Here is a 16,301-nt window from a genome sequence, read left to right as displayed (position 1 = left end):
ACCGCCAGCGGCGCGCTGAACAAATAGCCCTGGACCTCGTCGCAGTGATGGCGCTGCAGGAATGCCAGCTGCGCTACCGTCTCCACCCCTTCGGCGATCACATTGAGCTTCAGGCTGCGCGCCATGCCCAGTATGGCCAGCACGATGGCGGCGTCGTCCGGGTTGCTCGTCACTTCGCGGATGAAGGCGATGTCGATCTTCAATTTGTCGATGGGAAAGCGGCGCAGATAGGCCAGGCTCGAATAGCCGGTGCCAAAGTCGTCGACCGATATTTGCACGCCAAGCCGCTTCAGATTGGTCAAGGTGGCGATGGTACCCTCCGTGTTGGCCATCAGCGAACTTTCCGTCAGTTCCAGTTCCAGCAGGTCCGGCGGCACCGCGTAGCGCCGCAGCGACTCGATCACGTCGGCGGCCAAATCCCCCTCGGCGAACTGGCGCCCGGCAACGTTGACGGAGACATTCATCGGCCCGACTTCGGACCGCAGCCACGCGCCGATCTGGCGGCACGCCGCGGCGATCACCCAGCGCCCGGCACGCACGATCAAGCCGGTTTCCTCCAGCACGCCGATGAAGACTTGCGGCGAGACCAGGCCATGCCCGGGGCGCTCCCAGCGCAACAGCGCCTCCAGGCCAACGATGCGGCCATCGGCAGTTTTCACCTTGGGTTGGTAATGCAGAACGAACTCGTCGTTCTCCAGCGCCTTGCGCAACGCGATTTCCAGGTCCAGCCTGGCCAGCACCTCGACGTTCATTTGTGGCGTGAAGAAGCGGAACGTATCGCGCCCGGCCTGCTTGGCCCGGTACATCGCCGTGTCGGCGTACTTGATCAGTTCCTCGGGGCTGGAGGCGTCATCGGGATGCATGGTGATGCCGATGCTGGCCGTCATGCTCACTTCGTGCCCACCAAGCATGAAGGCCGGACGCAGCACCTCGCGGATCTTGTTGGCCACGGTGGCAGCCGTGTTGTTCCCATCCGGCATTAAGACCAGCAGGGCGAACTCGTCGCCCCCCAGCCGCCCGACCGTGTCGCGCACGCGCACGCAATGCGAAAGACGGTCGCTGAACTGCACCAGCAACTCGTCGCCGCAGGAATGCCCCAGCGTGTCGTTGACGTTCTTGAAGTGGTCCAGATCGAGAAACAGCACCGCCAGCAGCCAACCGTTGAGCCCGGCCTGCGCCAGCATTTTTCCCAGCATCTCGTAGAACAGGGTGCGGTTCGGCAAGCCGGTCAGGCCGTCGTGATGCGCCTGGTGCTGCAAGCGGTATTCGGCTTGCCTGAGCTCGGTGATGTCGCGCAGCACGGCAACAATGATCCAGTCTTCCCCGGAGCGCAACGCCTGCCGGGTGATTTCCACGTGTATCCAGGAAGCGTCCTTGCGGCAGATGCGCGTCTCGGCGCGCACATTGGTCCCGCTGGCGATGAGCTTGTCGTACAGGCCGGCCAGCTCGCACGCAGGGACGTCGCTGATATCGGAAGAGCCGAGCTGCATGAGCTCGGTGCGGGTGTAGCCACTCATGGTGCACGCCGTGTCGTTGACTTCGACAAAGCGCATGCTGGCGCGGCTCAGAAGGAAGATGCCGTCGGCTGTGAAGTCCATCGCCGTGCGGAAACGCCGCAGCTCCTCCTCGCCTTTCTTTTGCTCGGTGATGTTCATGTGCATCACCACCGCGCCCCGGCGGCTCTCCGGCGCCAAGGGCGACACGGTCAGCAGAAACCACGCCGTCCGGCCGTCCGCTGCACAGCAATACTGGGTGACGTAGCGCGGCGCGCCCGACAGCACGGCGCGGACCCCGGCCGCCACCTGCTCCGCCTCGGCCGCGCCGTCCCCGCGCGCCTGTTCGCACAGGCGCACATAGTTCTCCCCCACAGGGTGCCCGGGCGCATGTGCCGGCCCGCCTGGACTGCTGTCCTGCCAGGCATCGTTGACCGACATGATGAGGCCGTCAGGCCCCAGCATCGCGATGTGGGCCGGCAGCGCGTTGAGCATGGCGCTCTGGCGCGCAGCGTCGTTCAGCCGTATTTGCTCCTGCGCCGGCCGCAGCAGAAACGGCCTGCCATGCCGGTCCGTGATCGAATCGATCTCGCCGCCGGTGAGCAGTTCGAGCCGCTCCACGCTCTCTTGCAGCGTGACGATCAGTCTGTGCACTTCCATGGATGCGCTCCTTACCGCTTGCCCACTCGCCCTAGCGGGGCGGCAAGCCAAGGGCCAACAACACGTCTTCGGTCTGCTTCAGGGAGCCAACGATCCTGCGAACGGCAGGCGGCTCCAGCTTGAGCAGGGTGGGCGTCATGAAGACGCCGTCCTCCAGCGCCCGCATTTGTTCGCGGAACACGTCGACCACTTCGATTTCGTAGTGCTGCGCCAGATGGGCGTCGCACAGCGTCTGCAGATTCTCCAGGGCTTGCATGGAATTGGGCGCGTCGCCCGCCACGTACAGGCGGAATTTGTAAATGGCAGAACAATCCATGTCGCGCTAGCCTCCAGCCCTGTTGAGATCGGCGCCGCGCAGCTCCGCCATCCGGCTGCGTCCGCGCGTCGCCTCGCGCTGCTGGCTTTCCTTGGTGCGCGCCAGCAGCGCTTTCTCCACCTGCTTGGCGATCAACTCGGTCTGCACCGACTTGAGGCGCACCTCCAGCTCGGCCTCGTCGGCATTGAGCTGGACCTGCTTGAGCTGGGCGGCCACTTCGGCCAGTTCCGCGCTGACCCGTTCCGCGCTCTCCTTCTCCCAGCGCAAGGTGCCCATCAGGACCTCGCCGCCGGCGCTGTAGGTATCGGCCAGCGTGACCCCAGTGTCGCTGAGGATCAGTTCACGCACCTGGTTCGAATGCGCCGTCCCGCGCGACTTGATGATGGACATCCCACGGTTGCGCTCGCCAGCCTGGACCAGGTAATTGAGGTGGATCCACGTGTCGGCCAGCGTCGAGATCTGCAGCGGCGAACCGCCCTCGCTCTGGCTCGCCATCTCGTCGAGCAGGCTGGTGCACACGAGCGTGATGCCCTGCGCCTTGGACCAGTCGATCAGCCGCTCGGCCACACTGTGCGCGGTCAGTTCATTGCCCGATTTGGACAGGGTCGAGACCGGGTCGATCACCAGGCAGCGCGCGCCATGCTCCTGCGCCAGCAACTTGATGCGCACCAGGTAGGTCTCGGCGCTGCCGGTAATGGTGCGCGCAGAAATCATGCTCAGGCAGCCCGACTGCACATAGGCGTCGAGCGCAATGCCAACCGAGGACAGGTTGCGCACCACTTCCGAGCCGTCCGAATCGAAGCTGACGAACATGGTGCGCTCGCCGCGCCGGCAGGCCGCTTCCGCGAACGCGCCGCTCAGCGTGGTCTTGGCGGTGCCGGGGAAGCCGGTGATGAGCACGCTCGCGCCACGGTAATAGCCGCCGCCCAGCATGGTGTCCAGCCGTTCGATGCCGCTGCTGACCCGTTCATTGGTGACGCTGGCGTCGACGTGGCCCAGGGTGCGCGCCACCGCCACCTCGAAGCCCCGCTTGCTGATCAGGAAGGGCGACTCGTTCTCGTCGAAGGCCGAGCCGCGCTACTTCTGGACGCGCAGATTGCGCTGCGACACCCCCAGCACCACGCTGTGGTTCAGGACGATCGAGCAGTCGACCATGAACTGCATGAAACCGAAAGATTGCGGCATCAGGCCGTCGCCCCCGTCGCCAGTCTTGGCGGTGACGATGGCCGTCATTTCGTGCCGCAGCAGCCAGTCGTGCAGGCGAAAGATTTCGCGCCGCTTGGACATGGCGTCGGGCAGCAGGGCCAGCACGATGTCCAGGGCGTCGATGACAATGCGCTTGGCCTGCATCGCCCCGGCCTGGCCTTCCAAGGCCGCCAGCATGCCGCCCAGGTCGAAGTTGCCGGACAGCACCAGGTCGGGCGCGGGTTGCGCATTGACGAAGTACAGCGCGCCCTCCTGCTGCAGGCGCGGCAGGTCCCAGCCGAAGCCGTTGGCATTGGCGACGATACGCTCCGAGGTTTCCTCGAAGGCGACAAAAATGCCCGGCTCGCCGCAATCGCGGGCCCCGTGCACCAGGAATTGCAGCGCCAGGATGGTCTTGCCCGAACCGGGACCGCCGGCAAGCAAGCTTGTCCGGCCTCGCGGCAAGCCGCCATCGGTCATTTCATCCAGGCCGGTGATGCCGGTCAGCGCCTTGGAGAACCTTGGCGACGGGGAGATCGGTGCCAACTTCATGGTCGGATACCTGGTTGAATGAACAGCGGCACGCCAGCGCGGCACATCGGTGCGCGAACGAGAAGGACAGGACGGGATATCAGGCCAGCGGTTGCTGGGGCCTCAGGTTGGAGATTCAGTGTAGCACGCGTGGCGCTTCTTGCCGGGCAATCGTATATTTAAACGGCCCATCGGACACAAACCGCGCGCCCGCCGCCCGGCGCGCAAGCGGCGGCACAAAAAAAAGCGAGCCGAAGCTCGCTTTTTTTTGTGCTGCCGGGGACGGCGATTAACGCTTGTCCAGCGGCGGCACGTCGCGGGTGGTGGCGCCCACGAACAGCTGGCGCGGACGGCCGATCTTCTGTTCCGGATCGGCAATCATTTCGTTCCACTGGGCGATCCAGCCGATGGTGCGGGCCATGGCGAAGATACCGGTGAACAGCGACACCGGAATGCCCAGCGCGGACTGCACGATGCCCGAGTAGAAGTCCACGTTCGGGTACAGCTTGCGCGAGACGAAGTATTCGTCGTTCAGTGCAATCTTTTCCAGTTCCATGGCCAGCTTGAACAGCGGGTCGTCCTGCAGGCCCAGCTCTTCCAGCACTTCGTGGCAGGTTTCGCGCATCAGCTTGGCGCGCGGGTCGAAGTTCTTGTACACGCGGTGACCGAAGCCCATCAGCTTGACGCCGGAGTTCTTGTCTTTCACTTGCGCGATGAAGGCAGGGATGTTCTCGACCGAGCCGATTTCCTTCAGCATGGTCAGTGCCGCTTCGTTGGCGCCGCCGTGGGCAGGGCCCCACAGGCAGGCGATACCGGCAGCGATACAGGCGAACGGGTTGGCGCCCGACGAACCGGCCAGGCGGACGGTCGAGGTCGATGCGTTCTGCTCGTGGTCCGCGTGCAGGATCAGGATGCGGTCCAGCGCGCGCACCAGCACGTCGTTGACCTTGTATTCTTCGCACGGGTTGCCGAACATCATGCGCATGAAGTTGGCGCTGTACGACAGGTCGTTGCGCGGGTACACGAAAGGCTGGCCGATCGAGTATTTGTAGGCCATGGCGACCAGGGTCGGCATCTTGGCGATCAGGCGGATGGCCGATACTTCACGGTGCTTGGCATCGTTGATGTCCAGCGAGTCGTGGTAGAACGAGGCCAGCGCGCCGACGGTGCCGACCAGGACCGACATCGGGTGCGCGTCGCGGCGGAAGCCGCGGAAGAAGAATTGCATCTGCTCGTGCACCATGGTGTGCTTGGTCACGGTGTCGACGAACTTGGCTTTTTCAGCGGCATTGGGCAGTTCGCCGTTCAGCAGCAGGTAGCACGATTCCATGAAGTCGGCGTTGACGGCCAACTGCTCGATCGGGTAGCCGCGGTATTGCAGCTCGCCTTTGTCGCCGTCGATGTAGGTGATCGACGAGTTGCACGCTGCGGTGGACATGAAGCCCGGGTCGTAGGTGAACTTGCCGGTGCCGGCGTACAGTTTGCGGATGTCGATGACGTCCGGGCCGACCGTGCCCTTGTAGATAGGGAACTCGACCGATGGGCTGCCGTCAGAGAACGACAGTGTAGCTTTGTTGTCAGAGATGTTCATGGACTCTTCCTTCTTGGAGAGATGCGGCTTATTAAAAAAACTTCTAAAACTTTTCCGGCGGCGCGGGCGGCCCGGCCCAGCGCAAAATGGGCCGCCCTTGCGCAGATCAGGCGAGACGCAGACGTTGCAGCAGTGCGCGCACGTGCGGCAGATCGACCTCGCCCTGCGGCTCTGCGCGAGCCAGCACCAGATCCATCAGCGCATTGTCCGACAAGTCGAGGAGCCGCGTGAATGCGTCCACTTCCTCGTCGGTCAATTCGGTTTCATGCGCATCGAGGAAACGAGTCAGGATGATATCGTTTTCCAGCAAACCCCGGCGTGCGCGCCAGCGCAGGCGCGCGCGGTTCGCCGGGTCCGCCTGATGCGCAGGCTTTTCCATTTCGCTCATATCGAACAATCAGATCGCGCGGCGAACCATCAGTTCTTTGATCTTGCCGATGGCCTTGTTCGGGTTCAGGCCTTTCGGGCAGACGTCGACGCAGTTCATGATCGAGTGGCAGCGGAACAGGCGGTACGGGTCTTCCAGGTTGTCCAGGCGCGCGCCGGTGGCTTCGTCGCGCGAATCGGCGATGAAGCGGTAGGCTTGCAGCAGGCCGGCAGGACCGACGAACTTGTCCGGATTCCACCAGAACGACGGGCACGAGGTCGAGCAGCACGCGCACAGGATGCACTCGTACAGGCCGTCCAGCTCCTCGCGCTCGGCAGGCGACTGCAGGCGTTCTTTTTCAGGCGGGATCGAATCGTTGATCAGGAAAGGCTTGATCGAATCGTACTGCTTGAAGAACTGGGTCATGTCGACGATCAGGTCGCGGATCACCGGCAGGCCCGCCAGCGGACGCAGCACGATAGGCTCGGTCAGCTCGTTCAGGTTGGTGGTGCAGGCCAGGCCGTTCTTGCCGTTGATGTTCATGGCGTCCGAACCGCACACGCCTTCGCGGCAGGAGCGGCGCAGGGCCAGCGAATCGTCCACGTCGGACTTGATGCGCTGCAGCGCGTCCAGCAGCATCTTGTCGGTGTCTTTCAGTTCAACCGTCAGGTCCTGCATGTACGGCTTGGCATCCTGGTCCGGATCGTAGCGGTAAATCTTGAATTTGAGAGTGCGTGGCATGGTAATGAGCCCTAGCTTAGAAAGTACGTGGTTTCGGCTTGAAGGTATCGACCGTCAGCGGCTTGGTGACGACAGCCTTGTATTCCAGGCGGTTGCCTTCCGAATACCACAGGGTGTGCTTCATCCAGTTATCGTCGTCGCGGTTCGGGAAATCGCTGTGCGCGTGGGCGCCGCGCGATTCCTTGCGCGCCACTGCCGAGGTGATGGTCGCTTTGGCCGTCTCGATCAGGTTGTCCAGTTCCAGCGCTTCCACGCGGGCGGTGTTGAACACCTTGGACTTGTCCTTGAACGACACGTGCTTGCGGCGCTCGTCGAGCACCATGATTTCCTTGGCGCCCTGGGTCAGCAGCTCGTCGGTACGGAACACGCCGCAGTACTTCTGCATGGTGGCGCGGATGTCGTTGGCCACGCCCTGCACTTTTTCCGAGCCGGTGGAGGTTTCCAGCTTGTTCAGGCGGTTCATGGCGAAGTCGGCAGCGTCCTTCGGCAGCGGCTTGTTCTCCTTCTGCTTCAGGTTCGATGCGACAACATGGTTGCCGGCCGCGCGGCCGAATACCACCAGGTCCAGCAGCGAGTTGGTGCCCAGGCGGTTGGCGCCGTGCACCGACACACAGGCGCATTCGCCGATGGCGTACAGGCCGTTGACCACTTTCTGGGTGCCGTCGCCGTTCGGCGTGACCACCTGGCCGTGGATGTTGGTCGGGATGCCGCCCATCTGGTAGTGAATGGTTGGAACGACCGGGATCGGTTCCTTGGTGGCGTCCACGTTGGCGAACTTGTGGCCGATTTCCAGGATCGATGGCAGGCGCTTGGCGATGGTGTCGGCGCCGATGTGGCGCAGGTCCAGCATCACGTGGTCCTTGTTCGGACCGCAGCCGCGGCCTTCCTTGATTTCCTGGTCCATCGAGCGCGAGACGAAGTCGCGCGGCGCCAGGTCCTTCAAGGTTGGCGCATAGCGCTCCATGAAGCGTTCGCCTTCCGAGTTGATCAGGATGCCGCCTTCGCCGCGCACGCCTTCGGTGATCAGCACGCCCGCGCCGGCCACGCCGGTCGGGTGGAACTGCCAGAACTCCATGTCCTGCAGCGGCAGGCCGGCGCGTGCCGCCATGCCCATGCCGTCGCCGGTGTTGATGAAGGCATTGGTCGATGCGGCGAAGATGCGGCCTGCGCCGCCGGTGGCGAAGATGGTGGTCTTCGCTTCCAGGATCATGGTTTCGCCGGTTTCCATTTCCAGTGCCACCACGCCCACCACGTCGCCGTCGGCGTCGCGGATGATGTCGAGTGCCATCCACTCCACGAAGAAGTGGGTGCGGGCGCGCACATTGCGCTGGTACAGCGTGTGCAGCAGGGCGTGACCGGTACGGTCGGCCGCGGCGCAGGCGCGCTGCACGGCTTTTTCGCCGAAGTTGGCGGTGTGGCCGCCGAACGGACGCTGGTAGATGGTGCCGTCGGGGTTGCGGTCGAACGGCATGCCGAAGTGTTCCAGCTCGTAGACCACCTTCGGTGCTTCACGGCACATGAACTCGATGGCGTCCTGGTCGCCCAGGTAGTCGCCGCCCTTGACGGTGTCAAACATGTGCCAGAACCAGTTGTCCTCTGCCATATTGCCCAGCGAGGCGCCGATGCCGCCTTGCGCCGCCACGGTGTGCGAGCGGGTCGGGAACACTTTCGACAGCACGGCCACGTTCAGGCCGGCTTCCGCCAGTTGCAGGGAGGCGCGCATGCCGGAACCGCCGGCGCCGACGATGACCGCGTCAAAGCGGCGGGTAGGGATTGCAGTTTTGATTGCTGCCACGATTACACACTCCAGAGTATTTGTACCGACCACACGGCGCAGCCAACCAGCCAGCCGATGGTGATGATTTGCAGCGTCAGACGGAGGCCCACGGCTTTCACGTAGTCCATCCAGATGTCGCGCATGCCTACCCAGGCGTGGTAGAACAGGCCGAACAGGGTTACGGCGCTGAACAGCTTGAACCACTGCTGGGCGAACAGGCCAGCCCAGCCTTCATAGCTGAAGTTGCTGCCGGTGAGGAAGCAGATCAGCAGCACGGCGGTGTAGATCACCATCAGGACTGCGGTCACGCGCTGGGCCAGCCAGTCGCGCACGCCATAGCCGGCGCCGACGACCAGGCGCTTAGGGCCGATGTTATTGTTTGCCATGTCAGAATACTCCAAACAGTTTCAGTGCCACCAGGGCGGTCAGAACCAGGCTGATCACCAGTACCGTGGCGGCCGATTTGCGCGCCGAGTCTTTGTCCAGACCTACGTGGGTGTCCATGATCAGGTGGCGTACGCCGGCGCAGAAATGCTGGAAGTAGCCCCAGCACAGGGCCAGGATGATCAGTTTGGTCACGGGATGGGCGGCGATGCCCTTGAAATGCTCGAAAGAGATCTCAGATAAGAGGCTCTTCTCCAGCAGGTATAGCACCACTGGCAACAGCGCGAACATCAGGAAACCGGAGATGCGGTGCAGGATGGACACTACGCCAGCCAGCGGCAGGCGGTAGTTGGACAATTCAGTGACGTGGATATTGCGAAATTGCGGCCGTTCTTTTTTTGGTGCTTCTCTTACGGCTTCTGACATGACGAGACCTCCCTATACGTAATGCTAAATTTGTGAGACTGCGATTTTCGCCGATTTTCGCAGTCCAGACCAATATGTATTGTTACATATAACCAAAATTATGTTTTGTCGTAGCCAGCCTTTGCAAAATATGCAAGGTAGCGTGTTGTTAGCGCAACATCGCCCGGCCGGCGTCCGGGCAGCGCGTCTCCCTTATCTGGTCAGTGCTTAATTCAAGTCGTTCTGGTAATGATGCCGTTCGGTCGAATACAGGCCACGGCGCAGCTCCACCGGCTTGTCGCCGTAGGTGAAGGACACGCGCTCGGCCATCAGCAAGGGTGTACCCTGCGCGACCTGCAGCAGTGCGGCGGCGCCCTCGTCGGCGCTGCAGGCACGGATTTTCTCGGCGGCCCGTATCATGCGGGTGCCAAACTCGGATTCGAACAGGCCGTACATCGGCCCCTTGTACTCGACCAGCCGCTCGGCGGTCAGCCCCTTGAAGATCAGGCCGGGCAGCCACAGCTCCTCGACGATGGTGGGCATGCCGTCGAAGGACTGCACGCGCTTGATGAACACCACGGCGTCGCCGGACTTGAGCTCCAGCAGGCGCGCCACGTCGGCGGGCGCGCGGGTGCGCTTGACTTCAATGAACTTCGATTCGGGATAGTGCGGCACGCCCTCGTCGGGCATCAGCCGCAGAAAACGGAAATGGGCGCGCGCCTCGTGGTGGGTGGACACAAAGGTGCCCTTGCCCTGCTTGCGCATCACCAGGTTTTCCGCCGCCAGTTCGTCGATGGCCTTGCGCACCGTGCCCTGGCTGACCTTGAAGCGCGCCGCCAGTTCCACTTCGCTGGGAATCAGTTCACCCGGCTTCCACTCGCCCGACTGCAGGCTTTGCGTGATCAGGGCCTTGATCTGCTGGTACAGCGGGGAAAAGGTGGGCGACGGTGCGGCATTGGCTGCGCCGGCGGCGCTGGCCGGGCCGGCGGAAGGCGCCGTCGGGCTGACCGTGCCGCTCGCGGCGGCGCCTGGGTTGGTCAGATGGGACGGGGCGGAATTCATAGACCCGGATTTCACCACAAAAGGCCGGTGACGTCCAGCAAAACACGATAACTTATCTGTCTTATATAAGACATAAGATATGATTGACAGAAGCAGAAGACCCGCCTACACTCGGCGGCTGTGCCCTCTTTGTCCGCCCGCGCGCTGCGCGCAGCGGAACAAGAAGAGCATAGTCGTTGCGCCGGTCAAAGGCAATCAATAAACCTTTCCGGTTTTGGTATCATTACAGTTTTCCGCAAGCGTAGGCCCAGCTTCAAGACCGTTTTCTATTCCACTTTGGAGATTCATCATGGCTAAAACCCCAATGCGTGTTGCCGTAACCGGCGCCGCCGGCCAGATCGGCTATTCCCTGCTGTTCCGCATCGCCAACGGCGACATGCTGGGCAAAGACCAGCCGGTCATCCTGCAACTGCTTGAAATCGCTGACGAAAAAGCGCAAAAGGCGCTCAAGGGCGTCATGATGGAAATCGACGATTGCGCCTTCCCGCTGCTGGCTGGCATGACCGCCCATTCGGACCCGATGACCGCCTTCAAGGACGCCGACGTGGCCCTGCTGGTGGGCGCCCGTCCACGCGGCCCAGGCATGGAACGCAAGGACCTGCTGGAAGCCAATGCCCAGATCTTCACCGTGCAGGGCAAGGCACTGGACGCGGTCGCTTCGCGCAACGTAAAAGTGCTGGTGGTGGGCAACCCTGCCAACACCAACGCCTACATCGCCATGAAATCGGCGCCGTCGCTGCCGGCCAAGAACTTCACCGCCATGCTGCGCCTGGACCACAACCGCGCGCTGTCGCAAGTGGCTGCCAAGACCGGCACCCAGGTCAAAGACATCGAGAAGCTGTGCGTATGGGGCAACCACTCGCCAACCATGTACGCCGACTACCGCTTCGCCACCGTGGACGGCAAGTCCGTCAAGGACCTGATCAACGACCAGGAATGGAACGCCAACACCTTCCTGCCAACCGTGGGCAAGCGCGGCGCGGCCATCATCGAAGCGCGCGGCCTGTCCTCGGCAGCCTCGGCAGCGAACGCGGCCATCGACCACGTACGCGACTGGGTACTGGGCACCAACGGCAAGTGGACCACCATGGGCATCCCATCGGACGGCTCCTACGGCATCCCTGAAGGCACCATGTTCGGCTTCCCGGTCACCACCGACAACGGCGAATACAAAATCGTCCAGGGCCTGGAAATCGACGCTTTCTCGCAAGAGCGCATCAACATCACGCTGAAGGAACTGACCGAAGAGCGTGAAGGCGTGAAGCACCTGCTGCCGTAACCAGTCCCCAGGCGACTGTGGAACCGGTCAAGCCGACCATACGCCGCACCCGCCGCACTGCCGAGAGCAGTGCGGCGCTCCCGTCTGCGCCCGCCGCAGCATCCGCCTCTCCCGCAACACCCTCTTCCCCTTCCCGCATGCATCCATCCGAGGTTTTATTCCAGGGCACACGCCAGCCGCTGCTTTTGCCGGCCTGCGACCACTACGCCGGCTCCGAAAAGCTGATGCGCAAATCGATTGCCTTGCAACAAGAACTTGGCCCCCTGTTCGACATCACGTTCGACTGCGAAGACGGCGCCTCCGCCGGCAACGAGGAAGCGCACGCGCGCCTGGTGGCCGAACTGCTGCTGAGCGCAGAGAACAAATTCGGCCGCATCGGCGCGCGCGTGCACGACCTGCACAGCCCGCACTTCGAGCGCGACGTGGAAATCATCTGCGGCAGCGCCGGCCACAAGCTGGCCTACGTGGTGCTGCCCAAGCCGGACAGCGTGCAGCAAGTCATGCGCGCCATCGACGTCATCAACGCGTACGCGGCCAAGTCCGGCCGGGCCGGCTCGTCGCCGCTGCCGGTGCACGTGCTGATTGAAACCCACGGCGCGCTGCACGACGTGTACGCCATTGCCGCCCTGCCCCAGGTCGAGTGCCTGTCGTTCGGCATCATGGACTTCGTGTCCGCCCACTACGGCGCGGTGCCGGGCAACGCCATGCGCACCCCGGGCCAGTTCACCCATCCGCTGGTGGTGCGCGCCAAGCTGGAGATCGCCGCCGCCTGCCATGCGCACGGCAAGGTGCCCTCGCACAACGTGACCACCGAGATCAAGGACCCGGCCGTGGTGGCCAACGACGCCCAGCGTGCGGCCGCCGAGTTCGGCTACACGCGCATGTGGAGCATCCACCCGAACCAGATCAAGCCGGTGATCAAGGCCTTCACGCCGCGCCTGTCCGAAGTCAACGAGGCCACCCACATCCTGCAGGACGCCGAGCGCGTGCAGTGGGGGCCGATTTCCCAGAACGGCCGCCTGCACGACCGCGCCAGCTACCGCTACTATTGGACCGTGCTGCAACGCGCGCGCCTGGCGGGCCTGGCGCTGCCGGAGGCGGCCGCCGCCCTGCTCAACCCTGTCGAACCCGTATCGGAAGCCAAGTAATGTCCATCTCCAAACTGTTCCTGGCCTGCAGCCTCGCGCTCGGCTCGCTCACCCTGTGCCTGGCGCCTGCCGCACAGGCCGAAGTCAACACGGTTGCCAAGAAGGCCGTCAAGGGGGCCAAAAAGGCCGCCAAGCCGTCCGACACCGGCGCAGCGCCGCCGGTGTCCCCGGAAGACGCGGAAGAAGCCGCCGAACCGGGCGTGGAAGGCTCCACCGTGGTCGATTTCGACTGCGAGCTGGGCAACAAGATCACCATCTACCAGAACGCCGGCGACGAGAGCTTCATCGCCCTGCGCTGGAAAAAACGCCTGCACCGCCTGAAGCGCGTGGGCACCACCACCGGCGCGCTGCGCTTCGAGAACAAGCTGTACGGCCTGATCTGGATCGGCATCCCCGCCAAGGGCATGCTCCTGGACTCCAAGCAGAACCGCCAGCTGGCCAACGAATGCCGCAACGCGGAGCAGCTCAAGCCGGCGGTGCAAGGCTAGGTTTCCGTTCACCGCAGTCCGCGCAACATTCACAACAGACGAATAACAGCCGATACCCACTGAAGGAGAGGTCATGTCCCGCAACACACTGAACACGCTGAAAGATTTCAACATTGCAGGCAAAAAAGGGAAGTTCTATTCCCTGCCGGCGCTGGAAAAGAGCCTGGGCATCAATGTCTCCCGCCTGCCGGTGTCGATCCGCGTGGTGCTGGAATCCGTGCTGCGCAACTGCGACGGTAAGAAAGTGACCGAAGAGCACGTCAAGCAGCTGGCAGGCTGGAGCGCGACCGCCGACCGCACCGACGAGATTCCCTTCGTGGTGGCACGCGTGGTGCTGCAGGACTTCACCGGCGTGCCGCTGCTGGCCGACCTGGCCGCCATGCGCAACGTGGCCTCCAAGATGGGCGTGAACCCGAAGAAGATCGAGCCGCTGGTGCCGGTCGACCTGGTGGTGGACCACTCGGTCACCATCGATCACTTCCGCGAGCCGAAAGCGCTGGACCTGAACATGAAGCTGGAATTCTCGCGCAACAACGAGCGCTACCAGTTCATGAAGTGGGGCATGCAAGCGTTCGACACCTTCGGCGTGGTGCCGCCGGGCTTCGGCATCGTGCACCAGGTGAACCTGGAGTACCTGGCGCGCGGCGTGCACAAGGCCGCCGACGGCGTGTACTACCCTGACACCCTGGTGGGCACCGACTCGCACACCACCATGATCAACGGCATCGGCGTGGTCGGCTGGGGCGTGGGCGGCATCGAGGCGGAAGCCGGCATGCTGGGCCAGCCCGTGTACTTCCTGACCCCGGACGTGATCGGCGTGAACCTGACCGGCGCGCTGCGCGAAGGCTGCACCGCCACCGACCTGGTGCTGACCATTACCGAACTGCTGCGCAAGGAAAAAGTCGTGGGCAAGTTCGTCGAGTTCTTCGGCGAAGGCACCGAGACGCTGTCGCTGACCGACCGCGCCACCATCGCCAACATGGCCCCGGAATACGGCGCCACCATGGGTTTCTTCCCGGTCGACGAAGCGACTATCGACTACTTCCGCGGCACCGGCCGCACCAAGGCTGAAATCGACGCCTTCGAAGCCTACTTCAAGGCCCAGAACCTGTTCGGCGTGCCCAAGGCAGGCGAGATCGACTACACCCGCGTGGTGGCGCTGGACCTGACCAGCGTGACGCCTTCCCTGGCCGGCCCGAAACGCCCGCAGGACCGCATCGAGATCGGCAACGTGAAGAACAACTTCATCGAACTGTTCTCCAAGCCCACCACCGAAAACGGCTTCAACAAGAACCCGGCCGACCTGACCTGCGAATACACCACCAGCGACGGCGTGAAAGTGCACAACGGCGACGTGCTGATTGCCGCCATCACGTCCTGCACCAACACCTCCAACCCGTCCGTGCTGCTGGCCGCCGGCCTGCTGGCCAAGAAGGCCGTGGAAGCGGGCCTGACCGTGGCGCCGCACATCAAGACCTCGCTGGCCCCCGGCTCGCGCGTGGTGACCGAGTACCTGACCGCCGCCGGCCTGCTGCCCTACCTGGAACAGCTGGGCTTCGGCGTCACCGCCTACGGCTGCACCACCTGCATCGGCAACGCCGGCGACCTGACGCCGGAACTGAACGCAGCCATCACGTCGAACGACATCGTGGCCTCGGCCGTGCTGTCGGGCAACCGCAACTTCGAAGCGCGCATCCACCCGAACATCCGCTCCAACTTCCTGGCCTCGCCGCCGCTGGTGGTGGCCTACGCCATCGCCGGCAACATGACGCGCGACCTGATGACCGAGCCGGTGGGCAAGGGCACGGACGGCCGGGACGTGTACCTGGGCGACATCTGGCCGAGCTCGCAGGAAATCGGCCAGCTGATGAAGTTCGCCATGAACTCCAAAGTGTTCAAGGACAACTACGCCGACGTCAAGGGCGCGCCGGGCGAACTGTGGGAAGCCGTGTCGACCACCGAGGGCCAGGTCTACAACTGGCCGGACTCGACCTACATCGCCGAGCCGCCCTTCTTCGAAGGCTTCGAGATGACGCCGAAAGCGGCCGCCACCGGCATCACCGGCGCGCGCGCGCTGGGCGTGTTCGGCGACTCGATCACCACCGACCACATCTCCCCTGCCGGTTCGATCAAGGAAGACGGCCCGGCCGGCAAATGGCTGAAGGACAACGGCGTGCTGAAAGCCGACTTCAACTCCTACGGCTCGCGCCGCGGCAACCACGAGATCATGATGCGCGGCACCTTCGCCAACGTGCGCATCAAGAACAAGATGATCCCGGCCAAGCCGGACGGCTCGGCGGTGGAAGGCGGCATCACCATCCACCAGCCATCGGGCGAGCAGCTGTCGATCTACGACGCGGCCATGAAGTACGTGGCCGAAGGCACGCCGACCATGATCTTCGGCGGCGAAGAGTACGGCACCGGTTCCTCGCGCGACTGGGCTGCCAAGGGCACCCAGCTGCTGGGCGTGAAGGCCGTGATCACCCGTTCGTTCGAACGCATCCACCGCTCCAACCTGGTGGGCATGGGCGTGCTGCCGCTGCAGTTCATCGGCAGCGACAGCGTGGAATCGCTGGGCATCACCGGCAAGGAAACCTATGACCTGAAGGGCCTGGAAGGCGAGATCAAGCCGCAACAGCTGGCCACCCTGGTGATCCACCGCGCCGACGGTTCGTCGCAGGAAGTCACCGTGCTGCTGCGTATCGATACGCCGATCGAAGTGGACTACTACAAGCACGGCGGCATCCTGCCGTTCGTGCTGCGCCAGCTGCTGGCCGCCTAAGCAATGGCGGGTTACGGTGCTGCGCACCTAACCCGCCCTACGGACCACGGCAGCGCGTAGGGCGCGCCGCGCGTAAGCCGCCAGCTTTGCCG

Annotated in this window: 14 protein-coding genes and 1 pseudogene; 4 read left to right on the top strand and 11 right to left on the bottom strand. The window is 63.6% G+C overall.

The features are described 5' to 3' along the window. Positions 1-20: 20 nt before the first annotated feature. The 11 genes and pseudogenes from ASC94_RS34230 to ASC94_RS12170 form a co-directional block, all read right to left on the bottom strand. Positions 21-1,988, bottom strand: a pseudogene (locus ASC94_RS34230) (putative bifunctional diguanylate cyclase/phosphodiesterase); the annotation flags it as partial. A gap of 196 nt (positions 1,989-2,184) precedes the next feature. Further along, on the bottom strand, positions 2,185-2,469 hold the full coding sequence (locus ASC94_RS12215) for a circadian clock KaiB family protein (protein WP_056394812.1): 285 nt from the start codon (positions 2,467-2,469) through the stop codon (positions 2,185-2,187). 6 nt (positions 2,470-2,475) lie between these two features. After that, positions 2,476-3,480 carry an ATPase domain-containing protein gene (locus ASC94_RS12210; protein WP_200955649.1) on the bottom strand — a complete coding sequence of 335 codons (1,005 nt, stop codon included), beginning with the start codon at positions 3,478-3,480 and terminating at the stop codon, positions 2,476-2,478. 66 nt (positions 3,481-3,546) lie between these two features. Further along, positions 3,547-4,206: an ATPase domain-containing protein gene (locus ASC94_RS12205; protein ID WP_056394808.1), complete on the bottom strand. Its 660-nt coding sequence runs from the start codon at positions 4,204-4,206 to the stop codon at positions 3,547-3,549. Between the two features lie 268 nt (positions 4,207-4,474). Continuing rightward, the gene (gene gltA, locus ASC94_RS12200) at positions 4,475-5,776 is read right to left on the bottom strand and encodes a citrate synthase (protein ID WP_056394806.1); all 1,302 of its coding nucleotides are present in this window, start codon (positions 5,774-5,776) and stop codon (positions 4,475-4,477) included. 106 nt (positions 5,777-5,882) lie between these two features. Next, positions 5,883-6,164, bottom strand: coding sequence for a succinate dehydrogenase assembly factor 2 (locus ASC94_RS12195; protein ID WP_056395064.1), 282 nt, complete (start codon positions 6,162-6,164; stop codon positions 5,883-5,885). Between the two features lie 9 nt (positions 6,165-6,173). Next, entirely contained in the window at positions 6,174-6,884 is a 711-nt protein-coding gene (locus tag ASC94_RS12190; protein ID WP_056394805.1) for a succinate dehydrogenase iron-sulfur subunit, read from the bottom strand. Between the two features lie 16 nt (positions 6,885-6,900). Then, entirely contained in the window at positions 6,901-8,679 is a 1,779-nt protein-coding gene (sdhA, locus tag ASC94_RS12185; RefSeq protein WP_056394803.1) for a succinate dehydrogenase flavoprotein subunit, read from the bottom strand. A gap of 2 nt (positions 8,680-8,681) precedes the next feature. Beyond that, positions 8,682-9,047 carry a succinate dehydrogenase, hydrophobic membrane anchor protein gene (gene sdhD / locus ASC94_RS12180; protein WP_056394801.1) on the bottom strand — a complete coding sequence of 122 codons (366 nt, stop codon included), beginning with the start codon at positions 9,045-9,047 and terminating at the stop codon, positions 8,682-8,684. Position 9,048: 1 nt separating this feature from the next. Next, entirely contained in the window at positions 9,049-9,471 is a 423-nt protein-coding gene (gene sdhC / locus ASC94_RS12175; RefSeq protein WP_056394799.1) for a succinate dehydrogenase, cytochrome b556 subunit, read from the bottom strand. A gap of 207 nt (positions 9,472-9,678) precedes the next feature. Then, on the bottom strand, positions 9,679-10,512 hold the full coding sequence (locus ASC94_RS12170; protein WP_056394797.1) for a GntR family transcriptional regulator: 834 nt from the start codon (positions 10,510-10,512) through the stop codon (positions 9,679-9,681). A gap of 289 nt (positions 10,513-10,801) precedes the next feature. Here ASC94_RS12170 and ASC94_RS12165 point away from each other — a divergent pair, with 289 nt between their 5' ends. The 4 genes from ASC94_RS12165 (at position 10,802) to acnA (ending at position 16,209) form a co-directional block, all read left to right on the top strand. After that, positions 10,802-11,791, top strand: a complete 990-nt coding sequence (locus ASC94_RS12165) for a malate dehydrogenase (RefSeq protein WP_056394795.1) — start codon at positions 10,802-10,804, stop codon at positions 11,789-11,791. 137 nt (positions 11,792-11,928) lie between these two features. Then, positions 11,929-12,939 (top strand): CoA ester lyase, encoded by a 1,011-nt coding sequence (locus ASC94_RS12160; RefSeq protein ID WP_056394793.1) that lies wholly within the window; start codon positions 11,929-11,931, stop codon positions 12,937-12,939. Beyond that, positions 12,939-13,427, top strand: coding sequence for a hypothetical protein (locus ASC94_RS12155; protein WP_056394792.1), 489 nt, complete (start codon positions 12,939-12,941; stop codon positions 13,425-13,427). The genes ASC94_RS12160 and ASC94_RS12155 overlap by 1 nt, the downstream gene beginning before the upstream one ends. A 73-nt stretch (positions 13,428-13,500) precedes the next feature. Beyond that, positions 13,501-16,209, top strand: a complete 2,709-nt coding sequence (gene acnA, locus ASC94_RS12150) for an aconitate hydratase AcnA (protein ID WP_056394790.1) — start codon at positions 13,501-13,503, stop codon at positions 16,207-16,209. The last annotated feature ends 92 nt before the right edge of the window (positions 16,210-16,301 follow it).

The sequence above is a fragment of the Massilia sp. Root418 genome (assembly GCF_001425265.1).
In the GTDB taxonomy this organism is placed as follows: Bacteria; Pseudomonadota; Gammaproteobacteria; order Burkholderiales; family Burkholderiaceae_D; genus Rugamonas.
This window is presented reverse-complemented; position numbering and strand designations above follow the sequence as displayed.